24 protein-coding genes are annotated in these 26,239 nt (G+C 69.9%); 11 read left to right on the top strand and 13 right to left on the bottom strand.

Going from position 1 to position 26,239, the window contains the following annotated elements; translation table 11 throughout:
* Positions 1-32: 32 nt before the first annotated feature.
* Genes AB7E83_RS03200 through AB7E83_RS03190 form a run of 3 tightly spaced genes read left to right on the top strand, consistent with a single transcriptional unit; the run spans position 33 to position 2,966 of the window.
* Positions 33-950, top strand: coding sequence for a TauD/TfdA dioxygenase family protein (locus AB7E83_RS03200; RefSeq protein ID WP_428565339.1), 918 nt, complete (start codon positions 33-35; stop codon positions 948-950).
* An 18-nt stretch (positions 951-968) separates the two neighbouring features.
* Positions 969-2,051 carry an alpha-hydroxy acid oxidase gene (locus tag AB7E83_RS03195; protein WP_428565337.1) on the top strand — a complete coding sequence of 361 codons (1,083 nt, stop codon included), beginning with the start codon at positions 969-971 and terminating at the stop codon, positions 2,049-2,051.
* A 15-nt stretch (positions 2,052-2,066) separates the two neighbouring features.
* The gene (locus AB7E83_RS03190; RefSeq protein WP_428565335.1) at positions 2,067-2,966 is read left to right on the top strand and encodes a fumarylacetoacetate hydrolase family protein; all 900 of its coding nucleotides are present in this window, start codon (positions 2,067-2,069) and stop codon (positions 2,964-2,966) included.
* 38 nt (positions 2,967-3,004) lie between these two features.
* Here the strand turns inward: AB7E83_RS03190 and AB7E83_RS03185 are convergent, their stop codons facing one another.
* On the bottom strand, positions 3,005-3,940 hold the full coding sequence (locus AB7E83_RS03185; protein WP_428565333.1) for a fumarylacetoacetate hydrolase family protein: 936 nt from the start codon (positions 3,938-3,940) through the stop codon (positions 3,005-3,007).
* Positions 3,937-5,133, bottom strand: coding sequence for an alpha-hydroxy acid oxidase (locus AB7E83_RS03180; RefSeq protein WP_428565331.1), 1,197 nt, complete (start codon positions 5,131-5,133; stop codon positions 3,937-3,939). The genes AB7E83_RS03185 and AB7E83_RS03180 overlap by 4 nt, the downstream gene beginning before the upstream one ends.
* A gap of 112 nt (positions 5,134-5,245) precedes the next feature.
* On the opposite strand from AB7E83_RS03180, the gene AB7E83_RS03175 reads away from it, so the two are divergent.
* From AB7E83_RS03175 to AB7E83_RS03165, 3 genes are read left to right on the top strand one after another with little or no spacing between them, the layout of a single operon-like run.
* Positions 5,246-6,199 (top strand): Bug family tripartite tricarboxylate transporter substrate binding protein, encoded by a 954-nt coding sequence (locus tag AB7E83_RS03175; RefSeq protein ID WP_428565329.1) that lies wholly within the window; start codon positions 5,246-5,248, stop codon positions 6,197-6,199.
* 1 nt (position 6,200) lies between these two features.
* Positions 6,201-7,529 carry an MmgE/PrpD family protein gene (locus AB7E83_RS03170; RefSeq protein ID WP_428565327.1) on the top strand — a complete coding sequence of 443 codons (1,329 nt, stop codon included), beginning with the start codon at positions 6,201-6,203 and terminating at the stop codon, positions 7,527-7,529.
* Positions 7,530-7,560: 31 nt separating this feature from the next.
* Entirely contained in the window at positions 7,561-8,424 is an 864-nt protein-coding gene (locus AB7E83_RS03165; RefSeq protein WP_428565325.1) for a TauD/TfdA dioxygenase family protein, read from the top strand.
* Positions 8,425-8,427: 3 nt separating this feature from the next.
* Here the strand turns inward: AB7E83_RS03165 and AB7E83_RS03160 are convergent, their stop codons facing one another.
* On the bottom strand, positions 8,428-9,330 hold the full coding sequence (locus tag AB7E83_RS03160) for a LysR family transcriptional regulator (protein WP_428565323.1): 903 nt from the start codon (positions 9,328-9,330) through the stop codon (positions 8,428-8,430).
* A gap of 89 nt (positions 9,331-9,419) precedes the next feature.
* Here AB7E83_RS03160 and AB7E83_RS03155 point away from each other — a divergent pair, with 89 nt between their 5' ends.
* The gene (locus AB7E83_RS03155) at positions 9,420-9,710 is read left to right on the top strand and encodes a hypothetical protein (RefSeq protein WP_428565321.1); all 291 of its coding nucleotides are present in this window, start codon (positions 9,420-9,422) and stop codon (positions 9,708-9,710) included.
* A 177-nt stretch (positions 9,711-9,887) separates the two neighbouring features.
* On the opposite strand, the gene AB7E83_RS03150 is transcribed toward AB7E83_RS03155, so the two are convergent.
* Positions 9,888-11,075 carry an Acg family FMN-binding oxidoreductase gene (locus AB7E83_RS03150; protein WP_428565319.1) on the bottom strand — a complete coding sequence of 396 codons (1,188 nt, stop codon included), beginning with the start codon at positions 11,073-11,075 and terminating at the stop codon, positions 9,888-9,890.
* Between the two features lie 92 nt (positions 11,076-11,167).
* On the opposite strand from AB7E83_RS03150, the gene AB7E83_RS03145 reads away from it, so the two are divergent.
* A complete protein-coding gene (locus AB7E83_RS03145; protein WP_428565317.1) occupies positions 11,168-12,052 on the top strand; it encodes a LysR family transcriptional regulator in 885 nt (294 codons plus the stop codon).
* A 14-nt stretch (positions 12,053-12,066) separates the two neighbouring features.
* Here AB7E83_RS03145 and AB7E83_RS03140 read toward each other — a convergent pair whose 3' ends face one another.
* From AB7E83_RS03140 to AB7E83_RS03130, 3 genes are read right to left on the bottom strand one after another with little or no spacing between them, the layout of a single operon-like run.
* Entirely contained in the window at positions 12,067-12,633 is a 567-nt protein-coding gene (locus AB7E83_RS03140; protein ID WP_428565315.1) for a chlorite dismutase family protein, read from the bottom strand.
* Between the two features lie 45 nt (positions 12,634-12,678).
* Complete coding sequence (locus AB7E83_RS03135) at positions 12,679-14,343, bottom strand: long-chain-fatty-acid--CoA ligase (RefSeq protein ID WP_428565314.1); 1,665 nt, start codon at positions 14,341-14,343, stop codon at positions 12,679-12,681.
* The gene (locus AB7E83_RS03130; protein WP_428565312.1) at positions 14,340-15,632 is read right to left on the bottom strand and encodes a hypothetical protein; all 1,293 of its coding nucleotides are present in this window, start codon (positions 15,630-15,632) and stop codon (positions 14,340-14,342) included. The genes AB7E83_RS03135 and AB7E83_RS03130 overlap by 4 nt, the downstream gene beginning before the upstream one ends.
* Positions 15,633-15,853: 221 nt before the next feature.
* On the opposite strand from AB7E83_RS03130, the gene AB7E83_RS03125 reads away from it, so the two are divergent.
* Positions 15,854-16,954 (top strand): CaiB/BaiF CoA transferase family protein, encoded by a 1,101-nt coding sequence (locus AB7E83_RS03125; protein ID WP_428565310.1) that lies wholly within the window; start codon positions 15,854-15,856, stop codon positions 16,952-16,954.
* Positions 16,955-16,972: 18 nt separating this feature from the next.
* Here AB7E83_RS03125 and AB7E83_RS03120 read toward each other — a convergent pair whose 3' ends face one another.
* Positions 16,973-19,699, bottom strand: a complete 2,727-nt coding sequence (locus tag AB7E83_RS03120) for a LuxR C-terminal-related transcriptional regulator (protein ID WP_428565308.1) — start codon at positions 19,697-19,699, stop codon at positions 16,973-16,975.
* A gap of 143 nt (positions 19,700-19,842) precedes the next feature.
* Here AB7E83_RS03120 and AB7E83_RS03115 point away from each other — a divergent pair, with 143 nt between their 5' ends.
* Together AB7E83_RS03115 and nhaR are read left to right on the top strand one after the other, a co-directional pair.
* The gene (locus AB7E83_RS03115; protein WP_428565306.1) at positions 19,843-20,790 is read left to right on the top strand and encodes a Bug family tripartite tricarboxylate transporter substrate binding protein; all 948 of its coding nucleotides are present in this window, start codon (positions 19,843-19,845) and stop codon (positions 20,788-20,790) included.
* A 40-nt stretch (positions 20,791-20,830) separates the two neighbouring features.
* On the top strand, positions 20,831-21,721 hold the full coding sequence (gene nhaR, locus AB7E83_RS03110) for a transcriptional activator NhaR (protein WP_428565305.1): 891 nt from the start codon (positions 20,831-20,833) through the stop codon (positions 21,719-21,721).
* 21 nt (positions 21,722-21,742) lie between these two features.
* Here nhaR and AB7E83_RS03105 read toward each other — a convergent pair whose 3' ends face one another.
* The 5 genes from AB7E83_RS03105 to AB7E83_RS03085 all read right to left on the bottom strand — a co-directional run bounded on the left by AB7E83_RS03105 (position 21,743) and on the right by AB7E83_RS03085 (position 26,229).
* Complete coding sequence (locus tag AB7E83_RS03105) at positions 21,743-22,705, bottom strand: Tim44 domain-containing protein (RefSeq protein ID WP_428565303.1); 963 nt, start codon at positions 22,703-22,705, stop codon at positions 21,743-21,745.
* A gap of 119 nt (positions 22,706-22,824) precedes the next feature.
* Complete coding sequence (locus tag AB7E83_RS03100) at positions 22,825-23,139, bottom strand: non-heme iron oxygenase ferredoxin subunit (protein WP_428565302.1); 315 nt, start codon at positions 23,137-23,139, stop codon at positions 22,825-22,827.
* Between the two features lie 36 nt (positions 23,140-23,175).
* On the bottom strand, positions 23,176-23,892 hold the full coding sequence (locus AB7E83_RS03095; protein ID WP_428565300.1) for a GntR family transcriptional regulator: 717 nt from the start codon (positions 23,890-23,892) through the stop codon (positions 23,176-23,178).
* 22 nt (positions 23,893-23,914) lie between these two features.
* Positions 23,915-24,898, bottom strand: coding sequence for a Bug family tripartite tricarboxylate transporter substrate binding protein (locus AB7E83_RS03090; RefSeq protein ID WP_428565298.1), 984 nt, complete (start codon positions 24,896-24,898; stop codon positions 23,915-23,917).
* A 44-nt stretch (positions 24,899-24,942) separates the two neighbouring features.
* Positions 24,943-26,229, bottom strand: a complete 1,287-nt coding sequence (locus AB7E83_RS03085; RefSeq protein ID WP_428565297.1) for an aromatic ring-hydroxylating dioxygenase subunit alpha — start codon at positions 26,227-26,229, stop codon at positions 24,943-24,945.
* Positions 26,230-26,239: the final 10 nt, after the last annotated feature.

The raw sequence follows: 26,239 nt of genomic DNA, 5'->3' as shown, positions 1-26,239 counted from the left end.
ATAACGGAATGAACTGTCAAGGAGCCCTCACATTGATCTTTCGCGTCGAACCCCTCAACCGCCCCCACGCACACGGTACGTCCGGCGAGCTCGCCGCGCGCGTCGTCGGACTCGACCTGCGGCAGTCGATGGAGGACGCCACGTTCGAGCGGCTCCTGCAGGCGCATGCACAGTTTCCGGTGCTGATCTTCGAGGACCAGTTCCTCGACGACGACCAGCAGATCGCGTTCACCAAGAAGTTCGGCGTGCCGGAGGAAACCTATGGCGTGTTCTCCGACCGCATCAAGCGCACGCGGCTGAAGCGCACCGACTTCGCGGACATCTCCAACCTCGACGACAAGGACGAGATCGTGCAGGACGGCGACGAGCGCCGCTACTTCGCGCTGTCCAACCGCGTCTGGCACGTGGACAAGACCTTCCACGAGATTCCGTCGCGTGTCGGCATCCTCACCGCGAAGGAGGTGCCTTCTCGCGGCGGCGGCACCGAGTTCGCGGACATGCGCGCCGCCTGGGATGCCCTGTCCGACGAGGAGAAGCATCGCCTGCGAGGACTGAGCGTGGTTCACGACACGCTCTGGTCGCGCGGCCGGCTGGGGGTGAAATTTTCCGAAGAGGAGGCGAAGCGCCTCACGCCCGTCACCCAGCCCATCCTGCGCACGAGCGCGCGGACGGGCAGGACCAATCTCTACCTGAGCAGCCACTCGCACCACATCGTCGGCTGGCCCAAACAGGAAGGCCGCGACTTCATCGAGAGGCTGACCGCGCATGCGACGCAGCCGCGCTTCTGCTACGTCCACCACTGGAAGGTGGGCGACGTGCTGCTGTGGGACCAGCGCTGCACGATGCACCGCGCCGCCGACGACTTCGACGAGTTCAAGGAGCGCCGCGTGCTCGCGCGGACGGCGGTGAAGGAACTCGAGCGGCCGAGCGAATCGGTGGCGTTCGCCTGATCGGCCGGAGGATCGACGATGGAAGAATTCGAGACGCTGCATGAGATCGTGGCCGCGGCCCGTCGCAACCTGAGCCCCAACGATTGGGACACGCTCAACGGCGGCGCCGAAACGGAAACCTCGCTGCGCCGCAATCGCGCGGCGATCGAAGAGATCGCGCTGCGGCCGCGCGTGCTCGTCGATGTCCGCAAGGTCGAACTCGGCGCCACCGTGTTCGGCATGCGCATGCGCACGCCGGTGTGCATGGCGCCCGTCGGCCGCTATCGTTTCGGTGGGGGTCCGCCAGCGGTGTTCCGCGCGGCGCAGGCCTTCGGCTGTCCGGCCATGCTGAGTTCGGTCAACCAGGAAGCCGACCAGGATGAGATCGCGCGTTCGGCGCCCGGCGATCTGCGCATCCACCAGATCTACGTGCGCGGCGACGCGCGGTGGCTCGAAGCCGAGGTGAACCGCGCCGTGGCGAACGGCTTCCGGGCGATCTGCATCACGGTCGACACCTCGGTGATCAGCCGGCGCGAGCGCGACATCGCCAACCGCCACCTGCGCGGCAGCCCGCGCGGCACGCCCGATCTGGATTTCCAGGCCGCGTTCGACTGGCGCGGACTCGAGGCCGTGCGAAAGTACTGCCCGGTGCCCCTGATCGTCAAAGGCGTGGACGGTGTGGACGATGCGAAGCGCCTCGTCGAAATGGGCATCGAGGGCATCTACGTCTCCAATCACGGCGGACGGCAGGTAGACCACGGCGTCGCCAGCATCGATGCGCTGCAGGAGATCGTGGCCGAGCTGAAAGGCAAGGCCACGCTCATCGTCGACGGCGGCTTCTACCGAGGCAGCGACGTCGTGAAGGCGCTTGCCATGGGCGCCGACCTCGTCGGCCTCGGCAGGCTCCATTGCTGGGGCCTGGCCGCGGCGGGCGAGGCGGGCGTCACGCGCGTGCTCGAACTGCTGGAAATCGAGATGCGCATGTGCCTGCAACTGCTGGGCGTCACCTCGGTGGCCGAGCTGAAGCCGCGCCATCTCGCCAAGGCGCGCAACGTCGCGGCAGAGAATCTGCACGGCGCATTCCCGCTGCTCGCCAAACATCAATCACGCGATCTCCGCTGAACCTGCACCCCTCCCATGAAATTTGCAACGCTTCACGTTTCCGGCCGGCTCGTGCCCGCCATCGGCACCGGCGACGGCCGCTGGCTGCGGCTCGCGCCGCTGCTGCAACTGCTCGGCGTCGAACCCGCCGGTCACACACTCCCCGCGATGCTGGGCGATGTCCACCAACATGCGGACCGCCTGCGCGAACTGGCGCAGGGTCTGCTGTCCGTCGCCAATCCGCCGCTCGTGCAGGGCGCGGAGCTCGCCGCGCCGCTCGCGGGCCTGGCGAAGAACGTGTTCTGCGTCGGCCGCAACTACTTCGACCACGTCGCCGAAGGCGCGAAGCTGCGCGACGAGCGGCCCGCCGCGCCCTCGCACGTCGTCTACTTCAGCAAGCCGCCCACCACGATCATCGGGCCGGGCGCGACCATCCCCTCGCACGTCGCGACGACGAAGGCGCTGGACTACGAGGCCGAACTCGCGGTGGTCATCGGCCGCAGGGGCACCGACATCCCGAAGGACAAGGTGGGCGACTACATCTTCGGCTACACGATCGTCAACGACGTCACCGGCCGCGAGCTGCAACTGCAGCACGTGCAGTGGTTCAAGGGCAAGGGCCTGGACGGCAGTTGCCCGATGGGTCCGTGGATCGCCGACCGCGAGGACATCCCCGACGCGGGCGCCCTCGGCGTGCGCCTCACCGTCAATGGCGAGCTGCGGCAGAACGCGAACACGCGCGACATGATCTTCGACGTCGCCACCATCGTGAGCGACCTGTCGAGAGGGCTCACGCTGGAGCCGGGCGACGTGATCGCCACGGGCACGCCGGCGGGCGTCGGCTTCGCGATGGACCCGAAGCGGCTTCTCGCCGCGGGCGATGTGGTGGAAATCGAGATCGACCGGATCGGCACCTTGCGCAATACGGTCGGCTGAGCGGCGGCTCGCTGCGGCGCGCGGCGCAGGCCGCCGCCTCAGACGATGATCGTGCGCAGCGTGCCGATGCCGTCGACGGCCGCTTCGACGACGTCGCCGGGCTTGAGCCAGTACGGCCCGGGGTCGGGCTTGCGATGCAGCGCCACGCCTTCCGGCGTGCCGGTGCTGATGACGTCGCCCGGCGTCAGGCCCATGCGCGACCAGAATGCGACCATCTCGTCGAAGCCGAAGATGAGATCGCTGCAGTCCGAGTGCTGGCGCGTCTCGCCGTTCACCTTCAGCCACAGCACGAGCTTCGTCGGGTCGGGCACCTCGTCGGCGGTGAGGATGCACGGGCCGATGGGGCCGAAGCCGGGGAAGTTCTTGCCGAGCATCAGCAGGTTGTTGTGCATCTCGGCGAGCTGCCATTCGCGCGCCGACAGGTCGTTGAAGACCGTGTAGCCGAAGATCGCATCGCGTGCCTGCTCGCGGCTCGCGTTCTCCAGCGGCTGGCCGACGATCACCGCGATTTCCACTTCGTAGTCGAACTGGACGACGTCGGGCGGCCGCCTGACCTTCGCGCCGTGCGGCACGAGCGTGCGCCCGAGCTTGGTGAAGCCGGTGGGGAAGTCGCTGTGCAGCTTGCTCGTGGTGGCCGGGTTGCCGCGCACCGATTCCATCTTGTGCCGCCCGAAGTTGCGGCCGGCGGCGAAGAGGGTGCGCGGCGGCACCGGCGTAAGCCATTGCACGGCGTCGGACCCGGCATCGTGAAGCCACGACTCGCCGCGCGCATCGGACCAGGCGACGAGTTCGCGCAGGGCGTCGAGCGCGCGCGTGCCACCGGCGACGAGGTCCATCATCGACGGCGCAACGGACTTCGCATCGCGCGCTGTACCGGCCGCGGTGACGTCCAGCAGCGTGTCTCGGCCGTCACGCAGGCGCATGACGCCCACGCGCTCCGCGCCATCGGCCAGGGTGAATCTTGCAAGTCTCATGAGGTTTCGCCTTCCAGTGCTTCGCGCAGCCCCTCGCCGCGCAGGCAGAGCAGCTCGCGCCCGAGTTCCTCGACGTTCGCCACGCCGACCTGCGCCATGACGCGCGCCATCTCCGCTGCCAGCAGGTCGAGCGCGTGCTTCGTGCCCGCCTCGCCCGCAACGGCGGTGCCCCACAGGGGCGCACGCCCGAGCAGCACGCCGTTGGCGCCGAGCGCGAGCGCCTTCACGATGTCGCTGCCCCGGCGGATGCCGCCGTCGACCAGCACCGTCAGGCGGCCCCGCACCGCGTCCACGATCCGGGGCAGGGCTTCGACGGAGGCGAGCGCCGCGTCGAGGTTGCGCCCGCCGTGGTTGGACACGACGATGCCGTCCATGCCGCAGTCGGCGGCGAGCCGCGCATCCTCCGGGCTCAGCACGCCCTTGACGAGCAGCGGTCCGGGCCAGAGTTCGCGCATGCGCCGCATCACCTCGGGCGTGACCGGCGTGTTCTGCGGCATGAGGCTGCGGCTGCCCTTGCCGCGCAGGTCGGTGCGGAACTCGGCGGGCAGGTTCGCGAACTCGGGCACGCCGCCGCTGAGCACCGAGCGGCCCATGACGTCGAGGAACCAGCGCGGATGCGCGAGCACATCGGCGATGTTGCGCGCGCTGAGCTTCAGCGGAACCGTGAAGGCGTTGCGCTTGTTGTACTCGCGGTTGGAGGGTACCGGCGAATCCGCGGTGAGCATCAGCACGCGGTAGCCGGCCGCCTTCGCGCGCAGCACGATCTCTTCGGAGAGTTCCAGCCGCGGCCACGCGTAGAGCTGGAACCAGAGGTCGCCGCCCGCGCGTTCGGCGATGGTTTCCAGCGGCGTGATCGACGCGGTGGAGAGCGTGTACGGAATGCCCGCCGCACGTGCGGCGCGCGCGGCGGCCACTTCGCCGTCGAACCACATGAGCCCGGTCGCGCCGGTAGGCGCGATGGCCGCGGGCATCGCGACGTCGCGGCCGAAGAGCCGGCTCGCGATCGAGCGCGAGGACACGTCGCGCATCACGCGCGTGCGGAAGGCGAGGCGTGCGTAGGCTTCCGCGTTGCCGCGCAGGCTGACCTCGTCTTCGGCGCCGCGATCCACGAACTCGAACAGGCCGCGCGGCAGCCGCGAACGCGCCATGCGGCGCAGGTCGTCGATGTTGTGGGCGTGGAGGACGGCGGACACGAAGGACGCGAGTGTAGGGCGGCTGCGGCGGTGCACACATAAGGATGTGCGATGGAGTGGGATAAATACGGCTGATTTGGTTGCCGTCCCGGTCGCGGGCTAGGCTCGGCGCATGCCCAAGCTTTCCATCCTCCGTCTTCTCGTCGCGGCAGCCGCCGCCGCCCTCGTCACCCCGGCCTTCGCGCAGCGAGCCGTCGAACTCGTCATCCCCATCGCCGCGGGCGGTGCGCTCGACGCGGCCACGCGGGCCGTGGGCGTCGAGCTCGCCGCGAAATGGAAGGAGCCGGTCGTGCCCGCCAACAAGCCCGGCGCCGGCATGGTGCTCGGCGTGAAGTACACGCTGGAGCAACCGGCCGATGGCCGCACGATCATGGTCGGCGGCCTGCCGTACACCACGGCGCAGTTCCGCCCGAGCGGCTCGCCCTTCAACCCCGACGACATGACGCCCGTGGCGTACATGGGCTGGCAGGGCACGGTGCTCTACATCCGTTCGACCATTCCGGCCAACACGATCGCCGAGTTCGTGCAGTGGGCCAAGCAGCAGCCGCAGGGCGTGAGCTTCGCGTCTTCGGGCGTGGGCAGCAGCCCGCACATCGGCGCCGAGGAATTCGCCGGGCTCACCGGCATCAAGATCACGCACGTCCCGTACACCGGATCGGGCGCGTTCCAGCCCGCGATCCAGGGCGGGCACGTCGATGCCGTGTTCGATGCGCCTTCGAGCCGCGTGCATGTGCAGTCGGGCAAGCTGAAGGCGCTGATGTTCGGCGCGAAGGATCCGTTCCCGGGCTGGCCCGAGCTGCCCACCGCGCCCGCGTCCGGCCTGCCGACCTTCAAGTCGGGCAGCTGGTACGGCTTCCTCGTGTCCGCGAAAACGCCCGCGGCGACCGTGCAGAAGCTCAACGCCGACCTGAACGAAGCGATGCGCACGCCGGCCGTGCGCGCGCGGCTCGACCAGCTCGGCATCCAGCCGGGCACCGGCACCGCGGACGATTTCGTGAAGCTCCTGAAGTCGGAGCACACGCGCCTGGAACACGTGATCCGCAGCCGCAACATCGCGATCAACTGACATGGCGCTCGTCCATTCCATCGCGCGCGAGATCGCGGCCCTGCGACTGGCCGCGGTGCCCGCCGATGCGCTGGCGCACGTGAAATCGAGCCTGCTCTACACCGCCTGCATGACCGTCGCGGGCTACGAGGATGCGGACCCCACGGCGCTCGCGGCGCGAACGGTGGCCGGCGGCGAAGGCGCGGCAAGCCTCTTCGTGAACGGCGCGCGCCGCCGCGCGTCGGATGCCGCTTTCGCCAATGGCGCCGTGTCCTGCTCGCGCGGCCAGAACGACACGCATCCGCAGGCCATCGGCCATGCGGGTTGCATCGTCGTGCCGGCGGTGCTCGCGGTGGCGCAGGAACGCGGCAGTTCGGGCGAGCAAATCCTCGAAGCCCTGACGGTGGGCTACGAACTGCTGCCGAAGCTGGCCGGCGACGTGGCCGAACTCGCGGTGGCGCGCGGACTGCGCGCGACGTCGGTGTTCGGCCCGGTGATCGCGGCGGGCGCCGTTGCGAAGCTGATCGGCCTCGACGAGGCACGCATCGCGCATGCACTCGCGCTCGGCACGCAGTTCTCCGCCGGCACGATGCAGTGCTGGACCGAGGGCACGCCCGAGTGGCGCCTGCAAGTGGGACACAGCGCGCAGGCGGGTGTGCAGGCCGCCTTGCTCGCGGAAGCCGGCGCGGTGGCGGCGGCCGAGTCCTTCGAAGGCAAGGCCGGCTGGTATGCCGCGTTCTTCGGCCGGGTGCCCGAGCTGCACTGGGGCGACTGGGCATTGAAGGACACGGTCTTCAAGCCGTACCCCGGCTGCATGATCAACCAGGCGGCGATCTACATGCTGCGCCGGATGATGGATGCGAACGGATTCGCCGGCGCGGACGTCGAAAGCGTCGTGGTCGGCATGAATCCCCGCGAAGCGCGCTATCCGGGCATCGACCAGCACGGCCCCTACACCCAGGCCACCGGCGCGGTGATGAGCCTCGCGTTCATGGTGGCGACGATGCTGCGCGACGGCACCGTGACCGCCGCTCATTTCCGCGAACGCTACGGGGAGCATCCCGTGCATGCGGAGGGCCGCAAGGTCAGGCTGGTCGAACGCGACGACCTCGCGCCGTGGGCGTGCGACCTGCGCGTGACGCTGAAGGACGGACGCGCGTTCGACGACGTCTTCCGCGACCAGTCGAGCTTCGCGCTCGGCTGGGACGACACGCGCCGGCTGTTGCAGGCGCTCACCGGCGAATGGCCGCTGCCGGATGCGGCTTCGCGCTTCGAGCGCCTCGCCGAATGCGTGAAGACGTTCGAGCGCGAAGGCAGCGCCGATGCGCTGCTCGCGCTGTGTACGCGCTGAATTCTCTGAATCCAGGAACCAGGAGTCCCCCATGCCCTTGAAGATCGATCCCACCCCATCGGGTTTCGGCGCCGGCATTTCCGGCATCGACCTCACGCGCCCCATCACGCGCGAGCAGTACGAGGAAGTCGAGCGCGCGCTGTCCGACCACGGCGTCATTTACTTCCGCAACATGCCCATCGACGACGAGCACCAGGAGGCCTTCATTCGCTGGTTCGGCCCGCCGAATGCGCTGGCCAAGCAGATGAGCAATGCGGCGAACAAGAACCCGTACTTCTACGACGTCTCGAACACCGACGAGAACGGCAACATCATGACCGAGGAGCACGAGCGGCGGCACTACCTGCAGGCCAATCTGTTCTGGCATACGGACATGTCGATGCGCCAGCCGCCCGCGCGTGTCACGGTGCTGTCCGCTCGCGTGCTGCCCGAGGTCGATGCGCCGAACACCGAATTCGCCGACATGCGCGCCGCGTGGGAAGCGCTGCCGGCCTCGCGGCAGAAGGAGCTGGAAGGCCTGGTGGTCGAGCACAGCGTGTATGCCTCGCGGGCGAAGGTCGGCTACACGAACTTCAACGAAGAGACGCGCAAGCTGCTGCCGCCTGCGCACCACCCGCTCGTGCGCACGCATCCGGGCAGCGGCCGCAAGTGCTTCTACATGGGCGCGCATGCCTCGCACATCGTCGGCTGGCCCGAGGAGAAGGGCCGCGCGCTGCTCGAGGAACTCACCGAATTCGCCACGCAGCCGAAGTTCCGCTACGTCCACGTCTGGCAACCTCGCGACGTGCTGATGTGGGACGACAGCTGCACGCTGCATCGCTCGCGGCCGTTCGACGACCAGAAGTACCGGCGCGAGCTGCGGTGGTGTTCGGCGCGCGAGCTGGAAGCGGTGTAGCCCTCAAGCCGGCGCGGCGGTCCGCGCGAACGTGCTCGCGCGCGTCGCCGCCTCGACGACCTGCGCGAGCACGGGATGCCGGTCGCCCTTCGACCAGGCGACCGAGAACTCGACCGGCTCGCCCGGCGGGATGCCGGGCAGGGGCACGATGCGTCCCGCGGCCAGGTCGGCACGAACCAGCGTCTCGGACAACAGCGCCGCGCCGCCCCCGCGGAGCACCATGTGCGCCGCCGCCGCCATGTTGTCGATGGCGTTGAGGTGGCCGACCACCTCGTCGCCGCCAAGCGCGCGGACGGCGGCCTGCCAGTAGTACGAGTCGCGCTGCACGCACCACAGCGGCATCTCGCGCAGGAAGGTCGGCATGTCGCCGCCGGCCTCGTCCAGCAGGTGCGGCGCCGTCATCCACACCATGCGGTCGTAGCCGAGGCTTTGCGCGTCGAACTTCGCGCCGTCGACCGGCCCCGAAATGATCGCGATGTCGAGCTTGCGCGTCTCGAGCCGCTGCAGCATGCGGCTGCCCAGGCCGAGTTCGACGTCGTAGGTCACATGGGGGAGGGCCTGCCGCAGTGCGATAACCATGGACGGAAACCAGTCCATGCAGATGTTGCCCGCGCCGATGCGCACCGTGCCGCGCACCCCGCCGCCGGTCTTCACCGACGCCGACAATTCCTGGAGATGCTGCAGCAGGGGCTGCACCTTGTCGAGGAAGGCGCGGCCTTCGAGCGTCGGCTCCACGCCGCGCGCGGAGCGCGAAAACAGCTTGATGCCCAGCGCGGATTCGAGTTCGCGGATGCGCGTGGAAATCGCGGGCTGCGTCGTATGCAGCCGCTCCGCCGCCGCCGTGAAGCTGCCGAGCCGCGCGATCCATAGGGCGGTCTCGAGGTTGGCGACGTTGAGGTAGCGCATGGAGCCCAGTATAGAAAGGGTTTTCAGAGAAACTTCCGTGAGATGGGAAGCAGCTGCTCCCTGGGCTCCCTCGGGGTACACCCGTCAACTTGGAGCGACTCAAGCAGGAAGGCCTGAGCGCAAAGGCGGTGGCCAGGCTCAGCGCCGACGGCTGGCTGATTCACGAGTTGCCCCGCTCACTCACGCAGAAGCAACGCGACTTCCTGTTGTCGCTGGTGCGGCTGGAGCCCGACTGGACGCTTCTGGAGCACAGCCATGTGGAACAGTTTCCGGCCGTACGCTGGAGGATAGAGAACCTCGTGAAGCTGAGGAAGTCCAACACGGCACGCTTCGAGCAGCAATTCGCCCTGCTCGAAGAGCGCCTCAACGCGCTCGCCTGAACCCGGATTCGACGCGTACACGGCCGTCGACTGCGAGGTGAGAGAGGCACGCTGGGGCACGGTTGTCGACGACAACAGGCTGGCCGATTTCGCGCGTGAGTCCGTCGCCCAAGCCTTGGGAAAGGCCGCAAGCCTCGGCAAGAGCAACACCCAACAGAGGCTCGGGCTGCCGCAGCGTCAAGCCCGCTCGAACTGTCGCAATGCGCGCCGCGGCGTCGCCACGACGGCATCGCCGGGATACCCGATCCGGCAGAACATCTGCAGCGTCTCGTCGCCCGCCGAACTCGGTGCATCCCTGCCCAGCAGTGCCCGGTGGACCTGCTCGTAGTGCGGACGCATCTCCGCGAATTCCTGCAGGGCCTGGCTCATGGGATGGACGCCGAGCCCGAGTTCGGTGGCCTTGAGTTGCAGGCGCACGTAGGCCCGTCCCGCCTCCACCTGCTGCGTGCGCGAGTTGCCGGGTGTCGACAGCCAGACGAAGCCCATGGCGGTGCGACTGTGGCCCGCGAAGCGCGCCATCATCTGCGTGTAGCCGGGGCTGCCGGGCAGCGGCGGCGCGGAACGGTCGAACTGTCCCAGCGCGCTGGCGATGCGGGGCAGGGCCGAGTTGATCGAGATGCCGTCGCGATGCGCGAGGATCTCGCCCGGGCCGATGCGCGTGAGCCGCACGCTCTCCATGACCGTCCGCGCGGTCGTGAGTTCGACCACCGCCGAGTCCCAGCACAACTTGCGCAGCGGCGGCAGCGCGTCGGCGTCCACCGTCCCTGCGCAACGGACGCCCCGGCCGGCACCGGCCAGCAGGGCTGCCAGCGTCGCGCCGCTCACGGGCTTCGTGGTGTCGAAGTCCACCTTTGGTGTGTGGCGGCGCAGGATCTGCGCGAACAACGGGTCCGGCGCGCCGCCATCGCCGCGGGCGCCCAGGCGGATGCGCGCGACCGGGCGCGCGTCCCAGGCGTCCAGCGCGGCGGGCAACTCGCCTTGCGGCCACATCTCCACGTCGCCACGCAATCCCTGCTGCGCGAGCGCGATCGCCAGAAGCTCGATGAACGCGCCGTGTCCGACGAGGATCTGGCGGCCCTGCGGGTCGGTCGAGGGCAGCACGCGCTTGGGGTCCGTGTGCAGCGTGATCTCGCCCGGCGTCCGCAGGTCGGCGATCCAGGGCTGCAGGTTGTGCGGGTTCGGCGCGGTGATGGCGTAGGCCAGCGCGCGGCGGCGTGGATCGGTCTCGCCACTGAGGGGGCCCTGCCATGCCTCGATGGCCTCGGCCGGATAGGCGGGGCTCAGGGCGAAGGCGCCCGCCGCGCCGGCCGCCGCCGCGGCGACGATGCCGCCGCCCGCCAGCCGGATGAAGTTCCTGCGTTCCATGATGCGATCCTCGTTCGTTGAAGGTGAAGCGGATTGTGGAAAGCCGCGCGCTATTCGACAATTGCCTACCGCCGCACAGCACCTATGCAGGAATGAATACACCCTTCGACTGGAACCTGGTCCCCTCGTTCCTGGCCGCCCTCGACCATGGGAGCCTGCTCGGCGCGGCCCGCGCCCTGGGCGGCAGCCAGCCGACGCTCGGGCGGCACATCGCCCTGCTCGAAGAGCAACTGGGCTGCGTGCTCTTCGAGCGCACCGGCCGCGGCCTGCTGCCGACGGAGCGCGCGCTCGCGCTCGCGGCGGCGGCGCGGGCCATGCAGTCGAGCGCGGGCGAGTTCGCGCATCAGGCCACGGGCGGCGCCAGCGCGCTCGAGGGCACGGTGCGCATCAGCGCCAGCGACCCAGTCGCCTGCTGGCTGCTGCCGCCCATCCTCGCGCGCCTGCGCCTCGCGCTGCCCGAGATCCAGGTGGAGCTGGTCGCGAGCAATGCGGTGAGCAACCTGCTCCAGCGCGAGGCCGACATCGCGCTGCGCATGGTGCAGCCCGCGCAGGCGAGCCTCGTCGCGCGCCGGCTGGGCCGCGTCACCTTCAGCGCCTGTGCCCACCGCGACTACCTGCGTCGCCGAGGCACGCCGCGCGAGCCCGGCGACCTGCTGGCCCACGAGCTGGTGGGCGCCGACCGTTCCACCGAGATGATCGACGGCTTCGCGGCCTTGGGAGTTGCCGTGAGGCGCGAGGCGTTCGCCACCCGCACCGACGACCTGATCGCCTACTGGCAGCTCGTGCGCGCCGGCCTGGGCATCGGCTTCGTGGCGGACTACGTGACCCGCGACGACCCGGAGGTCGTGCGGCTGCTGCCGATGCTCAGGATTCCCGCGCTGCCGCTGTGGCTGGTCGTGCATCGGGAGATCCGGAGCAACCGGCGGATCCGCGCCGTCTACGATTTTCTGGCCGATGGGGTGTCGGTGGCGCTGTGAGGCAACAGGGCTTCTCAGACCCCAACGTCATCCCGGACGAGTCGCACCTCCACCTCGCGTTCCACGAATGCCCACTCCGGCGTTTCCCGCAGCGCCGCCAGAAGTTCGTCGAACGCGGGCGCTTCCGAGGGAGCGAACTCGAACCAGGTCAGGAAATCGAAGGACTCCGAGTCGCCCAGGTCCCGGCAGTGGTGCAGGCGCCGCGCGATCGCGGGCAGGTAGCGCAGGCCGATGGCCGTGTGCCGCGACTGCGCCTCGAAGATGGCGCGCCGCTCGTCCTGCGTGAGCTGCCACCATGCGGCGCTCTTGCGAATCGGGATCAGCGCGGCGCACGTCGCGTGCGGGCGGCCCAGGCCTTCCTGCACCGACACGAGCTGAACGCGTTCCGCACGCTCGACGTAGCGCTCGTTGCTCGTGATGCCGCGAAGGGTCCAGCTCGCTCCGGGCAGGCTGGTCGCGTTCGTGTGGACCGAGAGCCGCTCGGCGGCCGGCAGCGCGTCGCCGCGAACGGCGCGCACCTGCTCGATGTGCCAGGGGCCGAGCGGACCGGCGGAGAAGTGGAAGAGCCGAGGTGTTTGCATGTTTGAATCGCAGCGCAATTCCCCAAGCAAGTCCTGTACCGCCCTTCAACGCGGAAACATCTCCCGCAGCCGCACCTTCCAGAACTTCCCCGTCGCCGTCTTCGGAATCGCCTCCACGATCTCGTAGCGATCCGGCAATTGCCACTTGGCGAAGCCGTGCTGCGCCAGATGCGCGAGCAGCTCGGCAGGCTCCGCGCTGCGCTGCGGACGGAACGCGACGCAGGCGAGGGGCCGTTCGCTCCACTTCTCGTCGGGGATCGCGATCACGGCGGCCTCGGCCACCGCGGGGTGCGCCATCAATGCGTTCTCCAGGTCGACCGAGCTGATCCACTCGCCGCCCGACTTGATCAGGTCCTTGGTGCGGTCGGTCAGGCGCACGTAGCCGTGCGCATCGCAGGTGCCGACGTCGCCGGTGCGCAGCCAGCCGTCGGACGTGAACTTGTCCGGGGGCGAACCGACACCCGCGTAGGCGCCCGTCACGTACGGGCCGCGCACCTGGATCTCGCCGGGCGACTTTCCGTCCCAGTCGGCCAGCGTGCCGTCGTCCCGCTGCAGCCGCAGCCGCACCAGCGGCAGGGGCACGCCGGCCATCGCGGTGCGGCGATAGCGCTCGTCCGGCGAGGCGCCGGCAAGCTCGGGCTTGATGTACGAGACGGTGGCGAGCGGCGAGGTCTCGGTCATGCCCCAGCCCTGCACGATGCCGAGGCCGAGTGCGTCGAGCGCGCGAATGAGCGACTCGGGCACCGCCGCGCCGCCGACGATCGATCGCATGCCGCGCGGCAGCCGCCAGCGGCCGTGATGCGGATGCGACGGCTCCTGCGCCGCCGCGTAGGTCTGCGCGATGCCGAGCCAGATCGTCGGCACGCCGAGCGAGAAGGTCGGCTGCTCCTCGGTCATGAGGTCCATCAGGTCCTCGGCATGCAGGTGCGGGCCGGGGAACACCATCTTGCAGCCGAGCATGACGGCGCCGTACGGGATGCCCCAGGAATTCGCGTGGAACATGGGCGTGACCGGCAGCACGACATCGACGCCGCGCAGGTCCCAGTAGTCGGGCAGGCTGGCCGTGAAGGTGTGCAGCAGCGCCGAGCGGTGCGAATAGACCACGCCCTTGGGCTGGCCCGTGGTGCCCGAGGTGTAGCACATGGCCACGGGGTCGCGCTCGAAGTGCGGGACGTAGCGGAAGCCTTCGCCGTCGGCTTGCGCCAGCAGTCGCTCGTAGTCGTGGAACTCCGGGTCCACGGGCGCGCCGGAGAACGGAAACACCACCACATGCTCGAAGCGGTGCAGATGCGCGAACTGGCGGTACAGGGGCAGCAGGATGTCGTCGACCACGAGCACGCGCGCGCCGCCGTCCGCGGCGATCCAGCCGATCTCCGCCGGTGCGAGCCGAAGGTTCAGCGTGTGCAGCACCGCGCCGGCCGCCGGCACGGCGAAGTAGGCCTCGAGGTGCGCGTGGTGGTTCCAGCACAGGGTCGCGACGCGGTCCCCCTTCGCGATGCCCAGGCCTTGCAGCGCGGCGGCGAGCGCGCGCGTGCGCTGGTACCACTGCGCGTAGGTGTGCCGGACGAGCGATTTGTCCGGCAGGCGCGACACGATGACGCTTTCGCCGAACAGGCGGCCGGCGCGCTCGAGCAGGTGGTTGAGCGACAGCTCGTCGTCCATCATGGTGGACGCGACCGGACGGGCGGCAGTGGTTGCGGCAGTCGTCATGGCGCGCAGCGCTCCTGCAGCCAGGGCACCAGCTTCGCCATCTGTTCGAGCGCGCCGGCGTTCTGCGGTTCGTCGCCGTCCGGTTCGAAATAGTGCAGGCGGTGCGGAAACGAGAACACCGTCTTGTCGCGGCTGCCCAGGGTGTCGAGGATGACCTTCGTGTGCGTGTTCGGGTACACGTCGAGGTCGCGGCCTGCATGCACCACGGCCACGGGTTCCGTCACCGAAGCGGCCGTCTTCGGAATGCTCGCGTTGCTGCTCAGGCCGGACCAGGTCGACAGCCATGCGTCGGGCGTCTGCAGCCGCCCGAAGCCGAGCAGCTGGAAGTTCATGATGTCGGGCCGGTCGCTCAACAGGCTGCCGTAGCCGCGCTCGCTCGGGTCGATCGTGTTGTCGACGTAGTGCGGGTTCGCCATGGTGCGATAGGTCGTGATGACGGGCACGAAGGTCGCCTGCTGCATCGCCGCGCGCTGCTGAGCGAGCGGCGCGTTCTCGAACCCCGGCCAGTTGCACAGGTCTTCCGCGCGGCCCCGCTCGGCGATGAGCGCATGCGCGATCGCGTCGATGCGCGCGATGCGCTCGAGCTGCTTCGCGCGGTAGCGGCGCAGGAACTCGGGGTCGTAGTGCGTCCACTGCGGCGCGTCGCGGTAGCCGTTCTCGGGGTTGTACATGTCGAGCGAGGCGTCGGTCAGCAGCGGCTTGTTCTCGTCGACCACCGAGGGATCGATGGTCTCGTTGAGCACGAGGCCCTGGCCGATGTGGGCGGCCGTGATCATCATCGCGTCGAAGGGCGGCATCGCGATGTCCGCGAGCGGCACCGGCCGGCCCGCGGGCGTGCGCTTCAATCGCGCGGAAGGCGCGGCCTTGGCCTGCTGCTGGTAGAAGCAGCCGAGCGAGCCGCCGCCGGAGTTGCCCAGCCAGACGACCTTCTCGACCCCGCAGTCGTTGCGCAGCCAGTTCACGTAGGCGGCCAGGTCGATCAGCAACTGCTCGTGGACGCAGTTCAGGTCGTTGTTCAGCGACCGCAGGTTCGCGCCCACGCAGGCATAGCCGGCCCGCAGCAGCGCGGGGAAGGCGTAGTGCTGCGAGAAGTCGACGCGCGGATGGGCGGCGATCACGGCCACCTTCGGCCGCGGGTTGTTCCGCGGCGTCCAGTGCAGGCCGCGCACCTGCACGCCGTCGTGCGTGTTCAGCAGCACGGGCTCGCAGTTCGCGAACTCGCGCACGGGTTCGCGGAAGCGCACCCAGCTGGCGCGCCAGTAGGTGGCAGAGAGCAGTCGGGAACTCATCGGTGACCTCGCAGGGCGTTGAAGACGATGTTCATCTCATCGGGTGTGCGCAGTCTAGGCCCGGGCCGGCGGCCGGGGCCATCGTCCGATCCGACGGATCGGGGCGCGCGGCGCGGATGCGTGAGCGCCGCGTCGAAAATGTCGGTTCGGACGATGGCGCCGCACGCCACGCGCGGCGACCATCGGGGCGAACGCAGCGGCAAGGCACGCAGGAGCACGGCATGGCGGGACCTCTGGATGGATTGCGAATGGTGGAGATGGCGGGGCTCGGACCCGGGCCGTTCTGCGGGATGCTGTTCGCCGACCTCGGTGCGGAGGTGGTGGTCATCGACCGACCCGGCGCGCCGCCCGATCCCGGCGGTGTGACCGCGCGCGGCAAGCGCCGGCTGGCGCTCGACCTGCAGCAGTCCGCCGCGCGCGAGGCCGCGCTGGCGCTGATCGGCAAGGCCGACCTGCTGGTCGAGGGCTTCCGGCCCGGCGTGATGGAACGCCTGGGGCTGGGTCCGGCCGAGTGCCATGCGCGCAATGCGCGCCTGGTCTACGGGCGCATCACCGGCTGGGGCCAGACGGGGCCGCTGGCCGCCGCGGCCGGCCACGACATCAACTACATCGCGCTGACCGGCGCGCTGCACGCGATCGGACGCGCGGGCGAGCCGCCGCCGCCGCCGCTCAACTACGTCGGGGACTACGGCGGCGGCGCGATGCTGCTGGCGGTGGGTCTGCTGGCGGCGCTGCACGAGGCTCGCCGCTCGGGGCAGGGCCAGGTGGTCGACGCCGCGATGACCGATGGCGCGGCCCTGCTGTCCTCCATGTTCTACGGACTCAAGGCAGCCGGAGAGTGGGGCGGCGAGCGCGGCGGCAACCTGCTCGATGGCGGCGCGCATTTCTACGACACGTATGCCTGCGCGGACGGCCGCTTCGTCGCCATCGGCCCGCTCGAGACGAAGTTCTTCCGCCGCCTGTGCGAGCTGTGCGGGCTCGACGAGGCCTTCGCCGCCGCCCAGATGGAGCGTGCCCAGTGGCCGATGATGAAGCTGCGGCTCGCGGACATGTTCCGCACCCGCACGCGCGACGAATGGTGCGCGCTGCTCGAAGGCAGCGATGCCTGCTTCGCGCCCGTGCTCGATTTCGACGAAGCCCCGCAGCATCCGCACAACCGCGCGCGGAGCACCTTCGTCACGCTCGACGGCGTGGTGCAGCCGGCGCCCGCGCCGCGCTTCTCGCGCACGCCGGCGGCGCATCCGCGCGCCGGCGCGAGCGACAGCGTGGAGTCCGTGCTGGACGCATGGAGCGCGACGCCCGGGGGCGCTGCGCGGGGCTGAGCCCGACTGTCGACGTCCTCAGCCGAGCAGCCCGTGACGCCGCGCGATCGATACCGCCTGCGTGCGGTTCTGCGAGGCCAGCTTGGTGTTGATGCTGCGCAGATGGGTGCGCACGGTGGATTCGGCGACGAACAGCTTTTCGGCCATCGCGGCGTTCGAGTAGCCCTCCGCCAGAAGCTTCAGCACGCGCATCTCCTTCTGGGTCAGCGGCTCGCCTTGCCATGACCCGGCGGGGGCGGCCTGCGGTGCGTTGCCGCCGGCCGGCGCCGCGTCCGCGCCGAACGCGGCAAGCAGGCGCTGCACGTGTTCGAGCAGGACCGGGTCGACGGCGGTGGGGGAAAGCCGCAGCGACTGCAGCACCGCCTGCAGCGGACCGGCGACGCCCGGCCCCTCGTCGAGCACCAGCCGCAGCGACCCTTCGCGGCTCGTTTCGACCAGCACCTCCGCCAGCGTCGCGCGCGCGGCGTCGAAACTCCCGCAGCGCCACTGCGCCATTGCCAGCAGCACCCGCAGCTTGCGGCCACGCCGCATGCGCGACTGCGCGTGCACGGCGGGGAGTTGCGCCGCGATGCCGCGGGCGGCCGCGGCGGCATCGCCGAACTGCACCTCCCAGCGCAACCGGACGATGCCGAGATCGAACAGCTCGTGCGCCGGAAGCCGCTGACGCGCGACGCGCTCCCACACGGCCGGGTCGTCGGCGCGCTCGAGTTCGTCGCGGGCGCCGAAGGCGTTGCCCTGCCGCATCAGCATGGAGGCGCGTTCGAGCCGCGCCGACGCCACCACGCGCGCCAGCTTGCGCAGGTGGCCGAGCGTCTCGAGCTCGGTCAGCACGCGCGAGGCGCCGTCCACGTCGCCGCGGCGGAACAGCAGGCGCGAGCGCATGGCGTAGCTCTCGATCATGTGGTCCGGCATGCCGACGTCGCGCGCGAGCGGCAGATAGACGTGAAGCAGGCTCTCCACCGCTTCGAGTTCGTCGGCCTCGTACATCGCGCTCGCGTACAGCACGCCGGCCCAGGCATTGCCGCCCGTGTGGCTGTAGGCGCCGGTGCGCGGGCCGGCGTCCACCGCCAGCCGGAAGCGCGCGAGGGCCTGGCGCAGCAGGCCACGCTCGAAGTCGAGCATGCCCGCCGTCGACTCCGCGTACATGCGGTTGAACACGCTGCCGTACTGCGCGCTGCGCGCCGAGTCGAGCAGGCGCCGTGCCTCGTGCAGCTCGCCCAGGACCGCGGTCACGTGGGCCATGCAGTTGGTCAGCACGGTGTCGGCGAAGGCCACCACCGTCGGCAGGCGGGCCATGCCCGCGCGGCCGATCGCATGCGCTTCGTCGTAGCGGTCCTGCATCGCCTGCAGCACGGGTTGCAGCGCGTTCACATGCGCGGCGATGGTGGGGTCCGCGCTCGCGGCGATTCCGCTGGCCGCCAGCTGGGCGGCGCCCTCGGCCGGCCCTTGCGTGAGAAGCACCGCCCAGATCTCCATGGCCTGCATCGGCGGATGGCGGCGCAGCACGTCGCGCGGAATGGCTGCGAACCAGCGCGCGAGCAGCCGCATGCGGCCTTGCTCCAGGAAGTCCTGCGCATGCCGCTCCAGCAGCACCATCGCATGCGGATACTCGCCCGCCTCGATGGCGTGGTCGATAGCCGGCACGGGCCGGCCTGCCGATGCGTACCAGGCCGACGCGGCCAGGTGCAGGCGACGCACCTCGCCCGGAAATTCGCGCGCGAGCTGCGCGCGAAGGAAGGCGGCGAAGAGGCTGTGGAAGCGGTAATGCGGCTCGGCCTCTTCGCTGTCGATGGGCAGCAGGAACAGGCTCGAGGCATGCAGGCCTTCGAGCATGCGCGCGCAGTCGACACCGGGCAGCAGCGCGCCGCACAGCGACGGCGCCAGCCGGCGCAAGATGCTGGTGCGCAGCAGGAAGTCGCGCACCTCCGGCGGCTGGCGGCGCAGGACGTCTTCGGCGAGGTACTCCGCCAGCGCGCCGCCCGTGCCGGACAGGCGCCGCACGAGCTGCGCCGGCTCCTCGTCGCGATCGAGCGCGATCGCGGCGAGCAGCAGCGCGGCGACCCAGCCCTCGGTTCGATCCTGGAGCGTCGCCAGCACGTCCGCGGGCAGCTCCGCCACGCCGCGCATACGAAGGAAGTCGCGCGTCTCGGCGGGGCTGAAGCGCAGCGCGTCGACGCCGATCTCCAGCAGCTGGCCCCGCACGCGCAGCCGCCCGAGCCCGAGGTCGGGCAGGCTGCGCGAGCCGATCACGAGCTGCCCGCCGCGCGGCAGGCGGTCGACGATCTCGCGCAGCAGCGCGTGGACGGCGGGCGACTGCAGCGCCTCGAATTCGTCGAGAAAGAGGGCGAAGGGAGAACCTTCGCGTTCCAGCAACGCGACCGCATCGGCATCGCGTTCCGGCCGGCCGCCATCGGCAAGCTGCAATCGCCCCACGGCCTCGGCCAGGCAGTCGAGGAAGCGCGGCATGTCGTTGTCGGCGGCGTCGAGCGTGATCCACGCGGTGGCGACGCCGGCGTCCTGCAACTGCTCGTGGATCTGCCGCAGCACGGTCGTCTTGCCGAAGCCGGCGGGTGCGCGCACGAGCAGCAGCTTCGCCGCGCCCGCGCGTTCGACCTGCGCGCGGATGTCCTCGCGGCGAACCACCGAGGCGGCATGCCCCGGCAGGTCGAACTTGCCCGCATGCGATTGCGCGGGTGTTCCCGCGGGCTCGGGCGCAATGGGCGATTCGGGAGGCGAGGTCGACATGGAGGCGGCGGGGCGCGGCGGAAGGAGGCCGGGCCATTCTAAGAGTGGCGGCGAACGTGCGACGCTTGCGGTTCATCGCTTCGGACGATGGACGCATCCGCCGGTCCGCGCGACGATCGCGCCACCCATCAAGAGGAGACCGCATGCCTTTCTTCAAGCCCCTGGGAGCGCTCGCCGCGCTCCTGCTCGCCGCGAGCGGCGCGCACGCCCAGCAGGCCTGGCCGGCCAAGCCGATCCGGCTCGTCATTCCGCAGGCCGTCAGCGGCGGCGCCGACCTGGTGGCGCGGCTGATGGCGCCCGAGATCGAAAAACGGCTGGGCCAGCCTTTCGTCATCGACAACCGCCCCGGCGGCAACGACACGATCGGCCCCGACATCGTGGCCAAGGCGCCGCCGGACGGCTACACGATCGGCGTGATCAGCAGCTCGCATTCGCTGAACCAGACGACCGCGGGCATCAAGACGCCCTACGATCCGCAGAAGGACCTGATCCCGATCGCGCCCATGGTGCGGGTGCCCATGGTGGTGGTGGTCGGCACGCAGCTGGGCGTGAACGACCTCAAGTCGCTGGTGGCGCTTTCGAAGGCGCAACCGGGCAAGCTCAACTATGCATCCGCCGGCCCGGCCACGTTCGGCGGCATGGCCACCGAGTGGATGGTGCGCCTGGGCAAGGCCGACATCACGCACATCACCTACGGCGGCCGCGGCATCTTCCAGGGCCTGATGGCCGGCGACGTCCACATGGCGCTGGGCGGCGTGGCGGCCACCGCGCCGACGGTGCAGACCGGCAAGATCAAGATCATCGCCGTGAGCAGCGCGCAGCGCATCGCCAAGCTGCCCGACGTGCCGACGGTGTCCGAGACCTTCCCCGGCTACGACGTGGTGCCCTTCTACGGCTTCGTGGCGCCCGCCGGTACGCCGCCCGAGATCGTCGCGCGCCTCAACACGGCGATCGGCGAGACGATCGCGGCGCTCAGCCCGCGCCTGATCGACATGGGCAACGAGCCGATGCGCATGACGCAGGCGGAGTTCCGCGCCTATCTCGCGCGCGACCTCGTCACGTGGCAGAAGATCGTGGAGGCGGTGAAGTAGGCGGCACGCGCGCCGCGGCGGTTCATGCACACTCGCCGGCATGGCCGCTCCGCTCAACTACCACCACCTCCACTACTTCTGGGTCGTCGCGAAAGAAGGCGGCATGATGCGCGCCGCCGAGCGGCTGGGCATGGCGGTGCAGACCGTGAGCGCGCAGGTGCGCGCGCTCGAGGATTCGCTGGGCCATGCGCTCTTCAAGCCCGCCGGGCGCGGCATCGCATTGACCGAGGCGGGCCGCGCCGCGCTCGACCTGGCCGACCAGATCTTCCAGCTCGGCGAGGAGCTCGCGGCGGTCGTGCGCGATGCCGCCGAGGGCCAGGCGCTGCGCCTGCGAATGGGAATCTCCGACGGCGTGCCGAAGCTCGTGGTGCGGCGCCTGCTGCAGCCCGTGGTGGAAGACGCGAAGACGCGCCTGCTGTGCCACGAGGACGAATTCGACCGCCTGCTCGCCGACCTCGCGCTGCATCGGCTCGACGTGCTGTTGTCCGACCGGGCCGCCCCGGCCAACCCCAACCTGCGCCTGTACAGCCGGCGCATCGGCGAAGCGCCGCTCGCGTGGTTCGCGCCGCTGGCCATGGCCGGCAAACGCAAGCTGCGTTTTCCCGAGTGCCTGGCGGACATGCCGATGCTGCTGCCGACGGATCACACGGCCGTGCGCCCGCGCATCGACCAATGGCTGCAACGCAACGACCTTCGCCCGCGGATCGCGGGCGAGTTCGAGGACAGTGCGCTGCTCGTTGCGTTCGGGCGCAGCGGCATGGGCGCGTTCCCGGCGTCGGTGTGGGCGCGCGACGAGCTGCTGGCCGGCCGCGAACTCGTGCAGATCGGCGAAACGCGCGAGCTCGTCGAGGCCTTCTACCTGATCACGGCCGAGCGCCGCATCCAGCATCCGCTGGTGCAGCGCCTGGTGGACGCGCATCCGGCGCACTGAGCGCCGGCGCGCGTCGGCGCCTTACTGCGCCGTGACCTGCTGGATGCCGGCGATGGCCCAGCCGCCGAAGCCGGCGCGCGGCTTCACGAGGTGCCAGATCTCGTCGAGGTCGTCCGGCACCGCGCCGTGCTCGCCGCGCGTGCTGCCGGTGAAGCGCACGCTGACGATGTAGCGGTCGGCTTCCTCCACCACCTCGACGACGCTCGCTTCGAGGCCGAACACCTCGGTATGCTGCGTCGCGCCATTGCGCTCGCGCACGTCCGCGGCGATGGCGTCGAACATCTCCGGCGTCAGGTAGTCGCGCAGGCGATCGAGGTCGCCCGCATCGTTCGCGGCCTGCAGGGCCATGAACTGCGACTTGGCGTTGCGCACGAACGCCGGCACGTCGAAGTCGGCGGGAATCGTGCCGGCCGTGCCGACCGATGCCGCGGTGACCGGCGCCAGGCCCGAGCCGATGCGCAGGCCGGAGCCCGCGCCGCCCGACGCGGCGCCTTCGTTGCCGCCTTGCGAGCCGAGGCCCGAGCGCAGCGTGTTGTTGCCCATGCCCCCGGCGCCCGCGCCGGCATACGCCGGTCCGCCCGACTGGGCGTTCGCCGCGCGCCTGCGCATGAAGAACGCGACGGCGGCGAGGATCACCACGCCGAGCAGCGCGAACAGCATGAAGTTGGCGAGCGCCTCGCCGAAGCCGAAGTGCGAGGCGAGGGCGGCCAGGCCCAGGCCGGCGGCGAGGCCGGCGAGCGGGCCCATCCAGCTGCGCTTGGCGGCGGCGGCCGCGGGTGCGGCAGCGGCGGCGGCGCCGGCCGTGGCGGGTGCGGCTTGCGACGGCGAGGCGGGCGAGCCCGGCGAGCCGGCCGGCTGCGTCGTCTGCTGGCGCTGCATGCCGCTCGATTTACCGCCGCCCAGGCGCTTGGCGGCTTCTGCGTCGAACGAGGTGGCCATGCCGACCGCCATCACGGCGGCAAGGAATGCGGTTGCGATTTTCATTGATGTCTACTCCACGGTCGCAGGAATGCGAGCACGCAACTTAACGCGCGAATCGAGAAAGAAAAAGCAGAAGATTCGGGATGATCGTTCCTGGAAAACCGAAGTTCTTAAGGCGCGGCTCAGGCCGGATCGAGATCCACGAGCACGTCGTCGCCCTCGACGCGCACCGGATAGGTCTTCAGCGGCTCGTCGGCCGGTCCGCCGCGCACCTCGCCCGTCGGCACGTGGAACACGGCCTGGTGCAAGGGGCACTCGATGCAGTCGCCCTCCAGGAAGCCGTCGGACATGGCCGCGGTCGCGTGGGTGCAGATGTTGCTCGTGGCGTAGACGTTGCCGTCGATGCGGTACAGGGCGATGGGCACGCCCTCGGCCACCACGCCGAGGACGCCGCCGTCCCAGATGTCTTCGTGCTTCGCGCACCGGTGCCAGGCCATGGAGACTCCGAAAGAAAATGAACGAAAGGTTGAAAATCAGGCGGCCTTGCGCAGCAGGCCGGAGGCGGCGAGCGCCTCGATGGAACGCCGCTTCGCCTCGCCGCTGCGGTACGCATGCTCGCGCATGATGCTTTCCGCGCGCACCGGCTGGCGGTTCACGAGCGCGGAGAACAGGTCCTCGTGGTCCGAGAACGCGCGGCGCATCGACTGCACGTCGATCTCGGTGGGCACGGCCGGCAACGCGATGGCGCCCGGCCCAGCGAAGGGAATACGGTTGTTGTGCGCCACGGCCGCCGAGAGCGCCGGGTTGCCGCACGCGTCGAGCACCGTGCGGTGGAAGACGAGGTTGATCGAGCGCCAGCGTTCGAGCGACTCGCCGAAGAGCGTGCTCGCGCGCACCTGCGCCATGAAGACGGCGCCGTCGGCCACCGACTGCGCCAGCGCCGCGTGATGCGCGGCCGAGAGCCCGCGCTCCGCCGCGACGCGCGCGGCCAGCCCTTCGAGCGCGCCGCGCACTTCCACCGCGCCGATGATCTCGTCGACCGAGAAGGTCTTGACGCTGTAGCCGCGCGACGAGCGCCGCTCGAGCAGGCCCTCCTTCTCGAGCTCCGACAGCGCCAGGCGCAGCGGCGTCCGCGAGACCTTGAAGGCGGCCGCGAAGTCGACCTCGAAGATCCGCTGCCCGGGCAGGAGCTGCCCCGACACGATCTGGCCGCGCAACTCGCCGGCGATGCGCTCGATCTGGGATGCCACCGGTGCGCCGCCTTCGTTTCGCTTACTGCTTCGTCTGCAGGTTGAGTTCGGCCGCGGCCTTGCCCCACACCTGCTGCTCCTGCTTGAGCGTGTTCGAGTACGACGCCGAGTCGCCCGGTTCGAGGTAGATGCCGAGGTCGCGGGCGCGCGCGACCATGTCGGGCTGCTTCAGCACTTCGAGGAAGGCGCGCGAGAGAATGCCTGCTTCCGCCGCGGTGAGATTCTTCGGGCCGACGATGCCGAAGGCGCCCACGGCCTCGAGGCCGGGAATGCTGTCGCGCGCGATCGGCACGTTCTCCTGGCCATACAGCTTGTCGCGGCCGAGCACGGCGAGCGGCACGACGCGGTTTCCCTGGATCATCGGCGTCATCACGCTCGCCGCGTCCGCGTAGAAATGCGCGTCGCCGCCCACGAGCGCCGTCAGCGTCTTGGCCGGCGAACCGAACGAGACCGAGCGGTAGTTCATGCCCGACATCTTGGCGGTGCGTTCCTGCGAGAGGTTCGACATCGTGCCCGGGCCCGCGTGCGCGAAAACCGGCGGCACCGCCTGCTTCTTCGACCAGGCCACGGCTTCGGCCAGCGTCTTCACGCCCGTGGACGGCGAGGCGACCACCATCATCGGCGTATAGCCGAGATTGACGATGGGCGTCATGTCGCGAAGCACGTCGAAGTTGGCCTCCTTGTTGATCACGGGCAGCACGGCGGCCACCGAGGTCACCATCATCATGATGCCGTGCTTGTCGTTCACGGTGTCCATCGTGCGCACGCCGATCAGGCCGCCCGCGCCCGGACGGCTCTCCACCAGCACGGGCTGCTTCAGGATGGGCTGCAGCTTCTCCGCCAGCACGCGGGCGAACACGTCGGGCGAGCCCCCGGGCGCGCCCGGCACGATGAAGCGGATCGGCTTGCTGGGGTAGTCCTGCGCGGAGGCCGCGAGCGGCGCGAGCGCGGGGGCGATGGCGAACAGGCCGAGGGCCAGGGTCCGTGCGGTGCGGGCGAAATTCATGGGTCTGTGTCTCCGGTGCTGTGTTGTCTGACGAGGAAGAACGCTCAAAGATCCATCTCTTTCCGATACCACGCCCAGAAGGCGCGGATCATCACTTCGGTGACCATGTAGTCGGCCGGCTCGATGTCCTTGCCGCCCATCTCGATCACGCCGCGGCGGTCGGGGTAGCCCCGCGCGCCCGATTGCACCATCTTCAGCATCTCGCTGTCGTCCATCGACACGAAGCCGGCGGGGCCGAGGAGGTTGGCATGCTTCAGGCGCAGGCGCTGCATCTCCTCGTCGTCGTCCTCGAAGCCGTAGTGCGTGAACACGAGCTCGAACGAGTTCGGGTCCTTGGGGATCACGTGCCGCATCTTCAGCGTGTTCGCCTGGATGCCGAGGTTGGCCGCGGGGAAGACCCACGCGCCGCCGACGCGGCCCTCGTTGAACTCCCTGCGCGGCGTGACAGTTTCCTTGTCGAGCAGTTCGAACTCGCCGCGGAAGTTAGCCATCTCGGGCGTGGCCTCCGACGTCTTCTTGCCCTGGTTCTTCGAGATCATCACGCTGTGCGAACCGCCGCCCTGCGGGATGCAGTCGGCGCCGTTGTCCGCGCGCCAGAGGCCGAAGGTGATGTAGAAGGTGTGCAGCAGCGTCGCGTGGTAGGGGTCCTTGAGGTTCTCGAGGTAGGTCTTCCAGTTCGCCGGAATGAGCTGCCGCGTGTAGCCCAGCAGGCGCAGCTTGCGGCCGGGAAACATGTGGTCGACCTCGGCGAGCACGAGCGGGCCGCAGTAGTCCTCGAAGCTCGGCGCCGTCTCGGAGAAGGTCGCCCAGATCGAGCCGCCGCGGTTCACCACGCGCAGCTTCTTCAGGCTGTTGGCCGCCATGTCGAAGTCCGCGGGCATGCCGCCCTTGCCGAGCGCGCCGCGCTTGAAGGGCAGGCCCTGCAGCTTGCCGTCGAGCGCGAAGTTCCACTGGTGGTAGGGGCAGGTGAAGTCCTTCACCTTGCCGCCGTTGTTCCAGCAGATGAGCGCCTGGCGGTGCGCGCAGCGGTTCTCGAGCACGTTGATCTCGCCGGTCTTGTCGCGCACCATGATGACGGGCCGCGTGCCGATCCAGCTGCGGCGGTACATGCCGACTTCGGGGATCTCGCATTCGAGGCCGATGTAGTTCCAGGTGTCGCCTGCGAAGAACTGCTGCATCTCGCGCTCGAAGAGATGCGGGTCGGTGTAGACCCAGTTCGGCACGCGGATGTAACCCTCTTCGGGCCACTTGCGGCGCACGGCGATCGGCTGGGGCTGCGGCTCCTGCGCGGTGGCGGGGCAGGCGACTTCGGAAGAAGTGGTGAGGTCCATGGCGGCTCCG

Source organism: Ramlibacter sp. (genome assembly GCF_050250995.1).
GTDB lineage: Bacteria > Pseudomonadota > Gammaproteobacteria > Burkholderiales > Burkholderiaceae_C > Ramlibacter.
This window is presented reverse-complemented; position numbering and strand designations above follow the sequence as displayed.

What these genes read in the sequence shown, in the direction of transcription:
- AB7E83_RS03090 (WP_428565298.1), bottom strand. Translation starts at nt 24,898, where the DNA reads ATGAATTTCGCCCGCACCGCACGGACCCTGGCCCTCGGCCTGTTCGCC.
- AB7E83_RS03085 (WP_428565297.1), bottom strand. Translation starts at nt 26,229, where the DNA reads ATGGACCTCACCACTTCTTCCGAAGTCGCCTGCCCCGCCACCGCGCAG.
- AB7E83_RS03170 (WP_428565327.1), top strand. Translation starts at nt 6,201, where the DNA reads ATGGCGCTCGTCCATTCCATCGCGCGCGAGATCGCGGCCCTGCGACTG.
- AB7E83_RS03125 (WP_428565310.1), top strand. Translation starts at nt 15,854, where the DNA reads ATGGCGGGACCTCTGGATGGATTGCGAATGGTGGAGATGGCGGGGCTC.
- nhaR (WP_428565305.1), top strand. Translation starts at nt 20,831, where the DNA reads ATGGCCGCTCCGCTCAACTACCACCACCTCCACTACTTCTGGGTCGTC.
- AB7E83_RS03175 (WP_428565329.1), top strand. Translation starts at nt 5,246, where the DNA reads ATGCCCAAGCTTTCCATCCTCCGTCTTCTCGTCGCGGCAGCCGCCGCC.
- AB7E83_RS03135 (WP_428565314.1), bottom strand. Translation starts at nt 14,343, where the DNA reads ATGACGACTGCCGCAACCACTGCCGCCCGTCCGGTCGCGTCCACCATG.
- AB7E83_RS03145 (WP_428565317.1), top strand. Translation starts at nt 11,168, where the DNA reads ATGAATACACCCTTCGACTGGAACCTGGTCCCCTCGTTCCTGGCCGCC.
- AB7E83_RS03140 (WP_428565315.1), bottom strand. Translation starts at nt 12,633, where the DNA reads ATGCAAACACCTCGGCTCTTCCACTTCTCCGCCGGTCCGCTCGGCCCC.
- AB7E83_RS03150 (WP_428565319.1), bottom strand. Translation starts at nt 11,075, where the DNA reads ATGGAACGCAGGAACTTCATCCGGCTGGCGGGCGGCGGCATCGTCGCC.
- AB7E83_RS03120 (WP_428565308.1), bottom strand. Translation starts at nt 19,699, where the DNA reads ATGTCGACCTCGCCTCCCGAATCGCCCATTGCGCCCGAGCCCGCGGGA.
- AB7E83_RS03105 (WP_428565303.1), bottom strand. Translation starts at nt 22,705, where the DNA reads ATGAAAATCGCAACCGCATTCCTTGCCGCCGTGATGGCGGTCGGCATG.
- AB7E83_RS03130 (WP_428565312.1), bottom strand. Translation starts at nt 15,632, where the DNA reads ATGAGTTCCCGACTGCTCTCTGCCACCTACTGGCGCGCCAGCTGGGTG.
- AB7E83_RS03185 (WP_428565333.1), bottom strand. Translation starts at nt 3,940, where the DNA reads ATGAGACTTGCAAGATTCACCCTGGCCGATGGCGCGGAGCGCGTGGGC.
- AB7E83_RS03100 (WP_428565302.1), bottom strand. Translation starts at nt 23,139, where the DNA reads ATGGCCTGGCACCGGTGCGCGAAGCACGAAGACATCTGGGACGGCGGC.
- AB7E83_RS03195 (WP_428565337.1), top strand. Translation starts at nt 969, where the DNA reads ATGGAAGAATTCGAGACGCTGCATGAGATCGTGGCCGCGGCCCGTCGC.
- AB7E83_RS03160 (WP_428565323.1), bottom strand. Translation starts at nt 9,330, where the DNA reads ATGCGCTACCTCAACGTCGCCAACCTCGAGACCGCCCTATGGATCGCG.
- AB7E83_RS03190 (WP_428565335.1), top strand. Translation starts at nt 2,067, where the DNA reads ATGAAATTTGCAACGCTTCACGTTTCCGGCCGGCTCGTGCCCGCCATC.
- AB7E83_RS03115 (WP_428565306.1), top strand. Translation starts at nt 19,843, where the DNA reads ATGCCTTTCTTCAAGCCCCTGGGAGCGCTCGCCGCGCTCCTGCTCGCC.
- AB7E83_RS03165 (WP_428565325.1), top strand. Translation starts at nt 7,561, where the DNA reads ATGCCCTTGAAGATCGATCCCACCCCATCGGGTTTCGGCGCCGGCATT.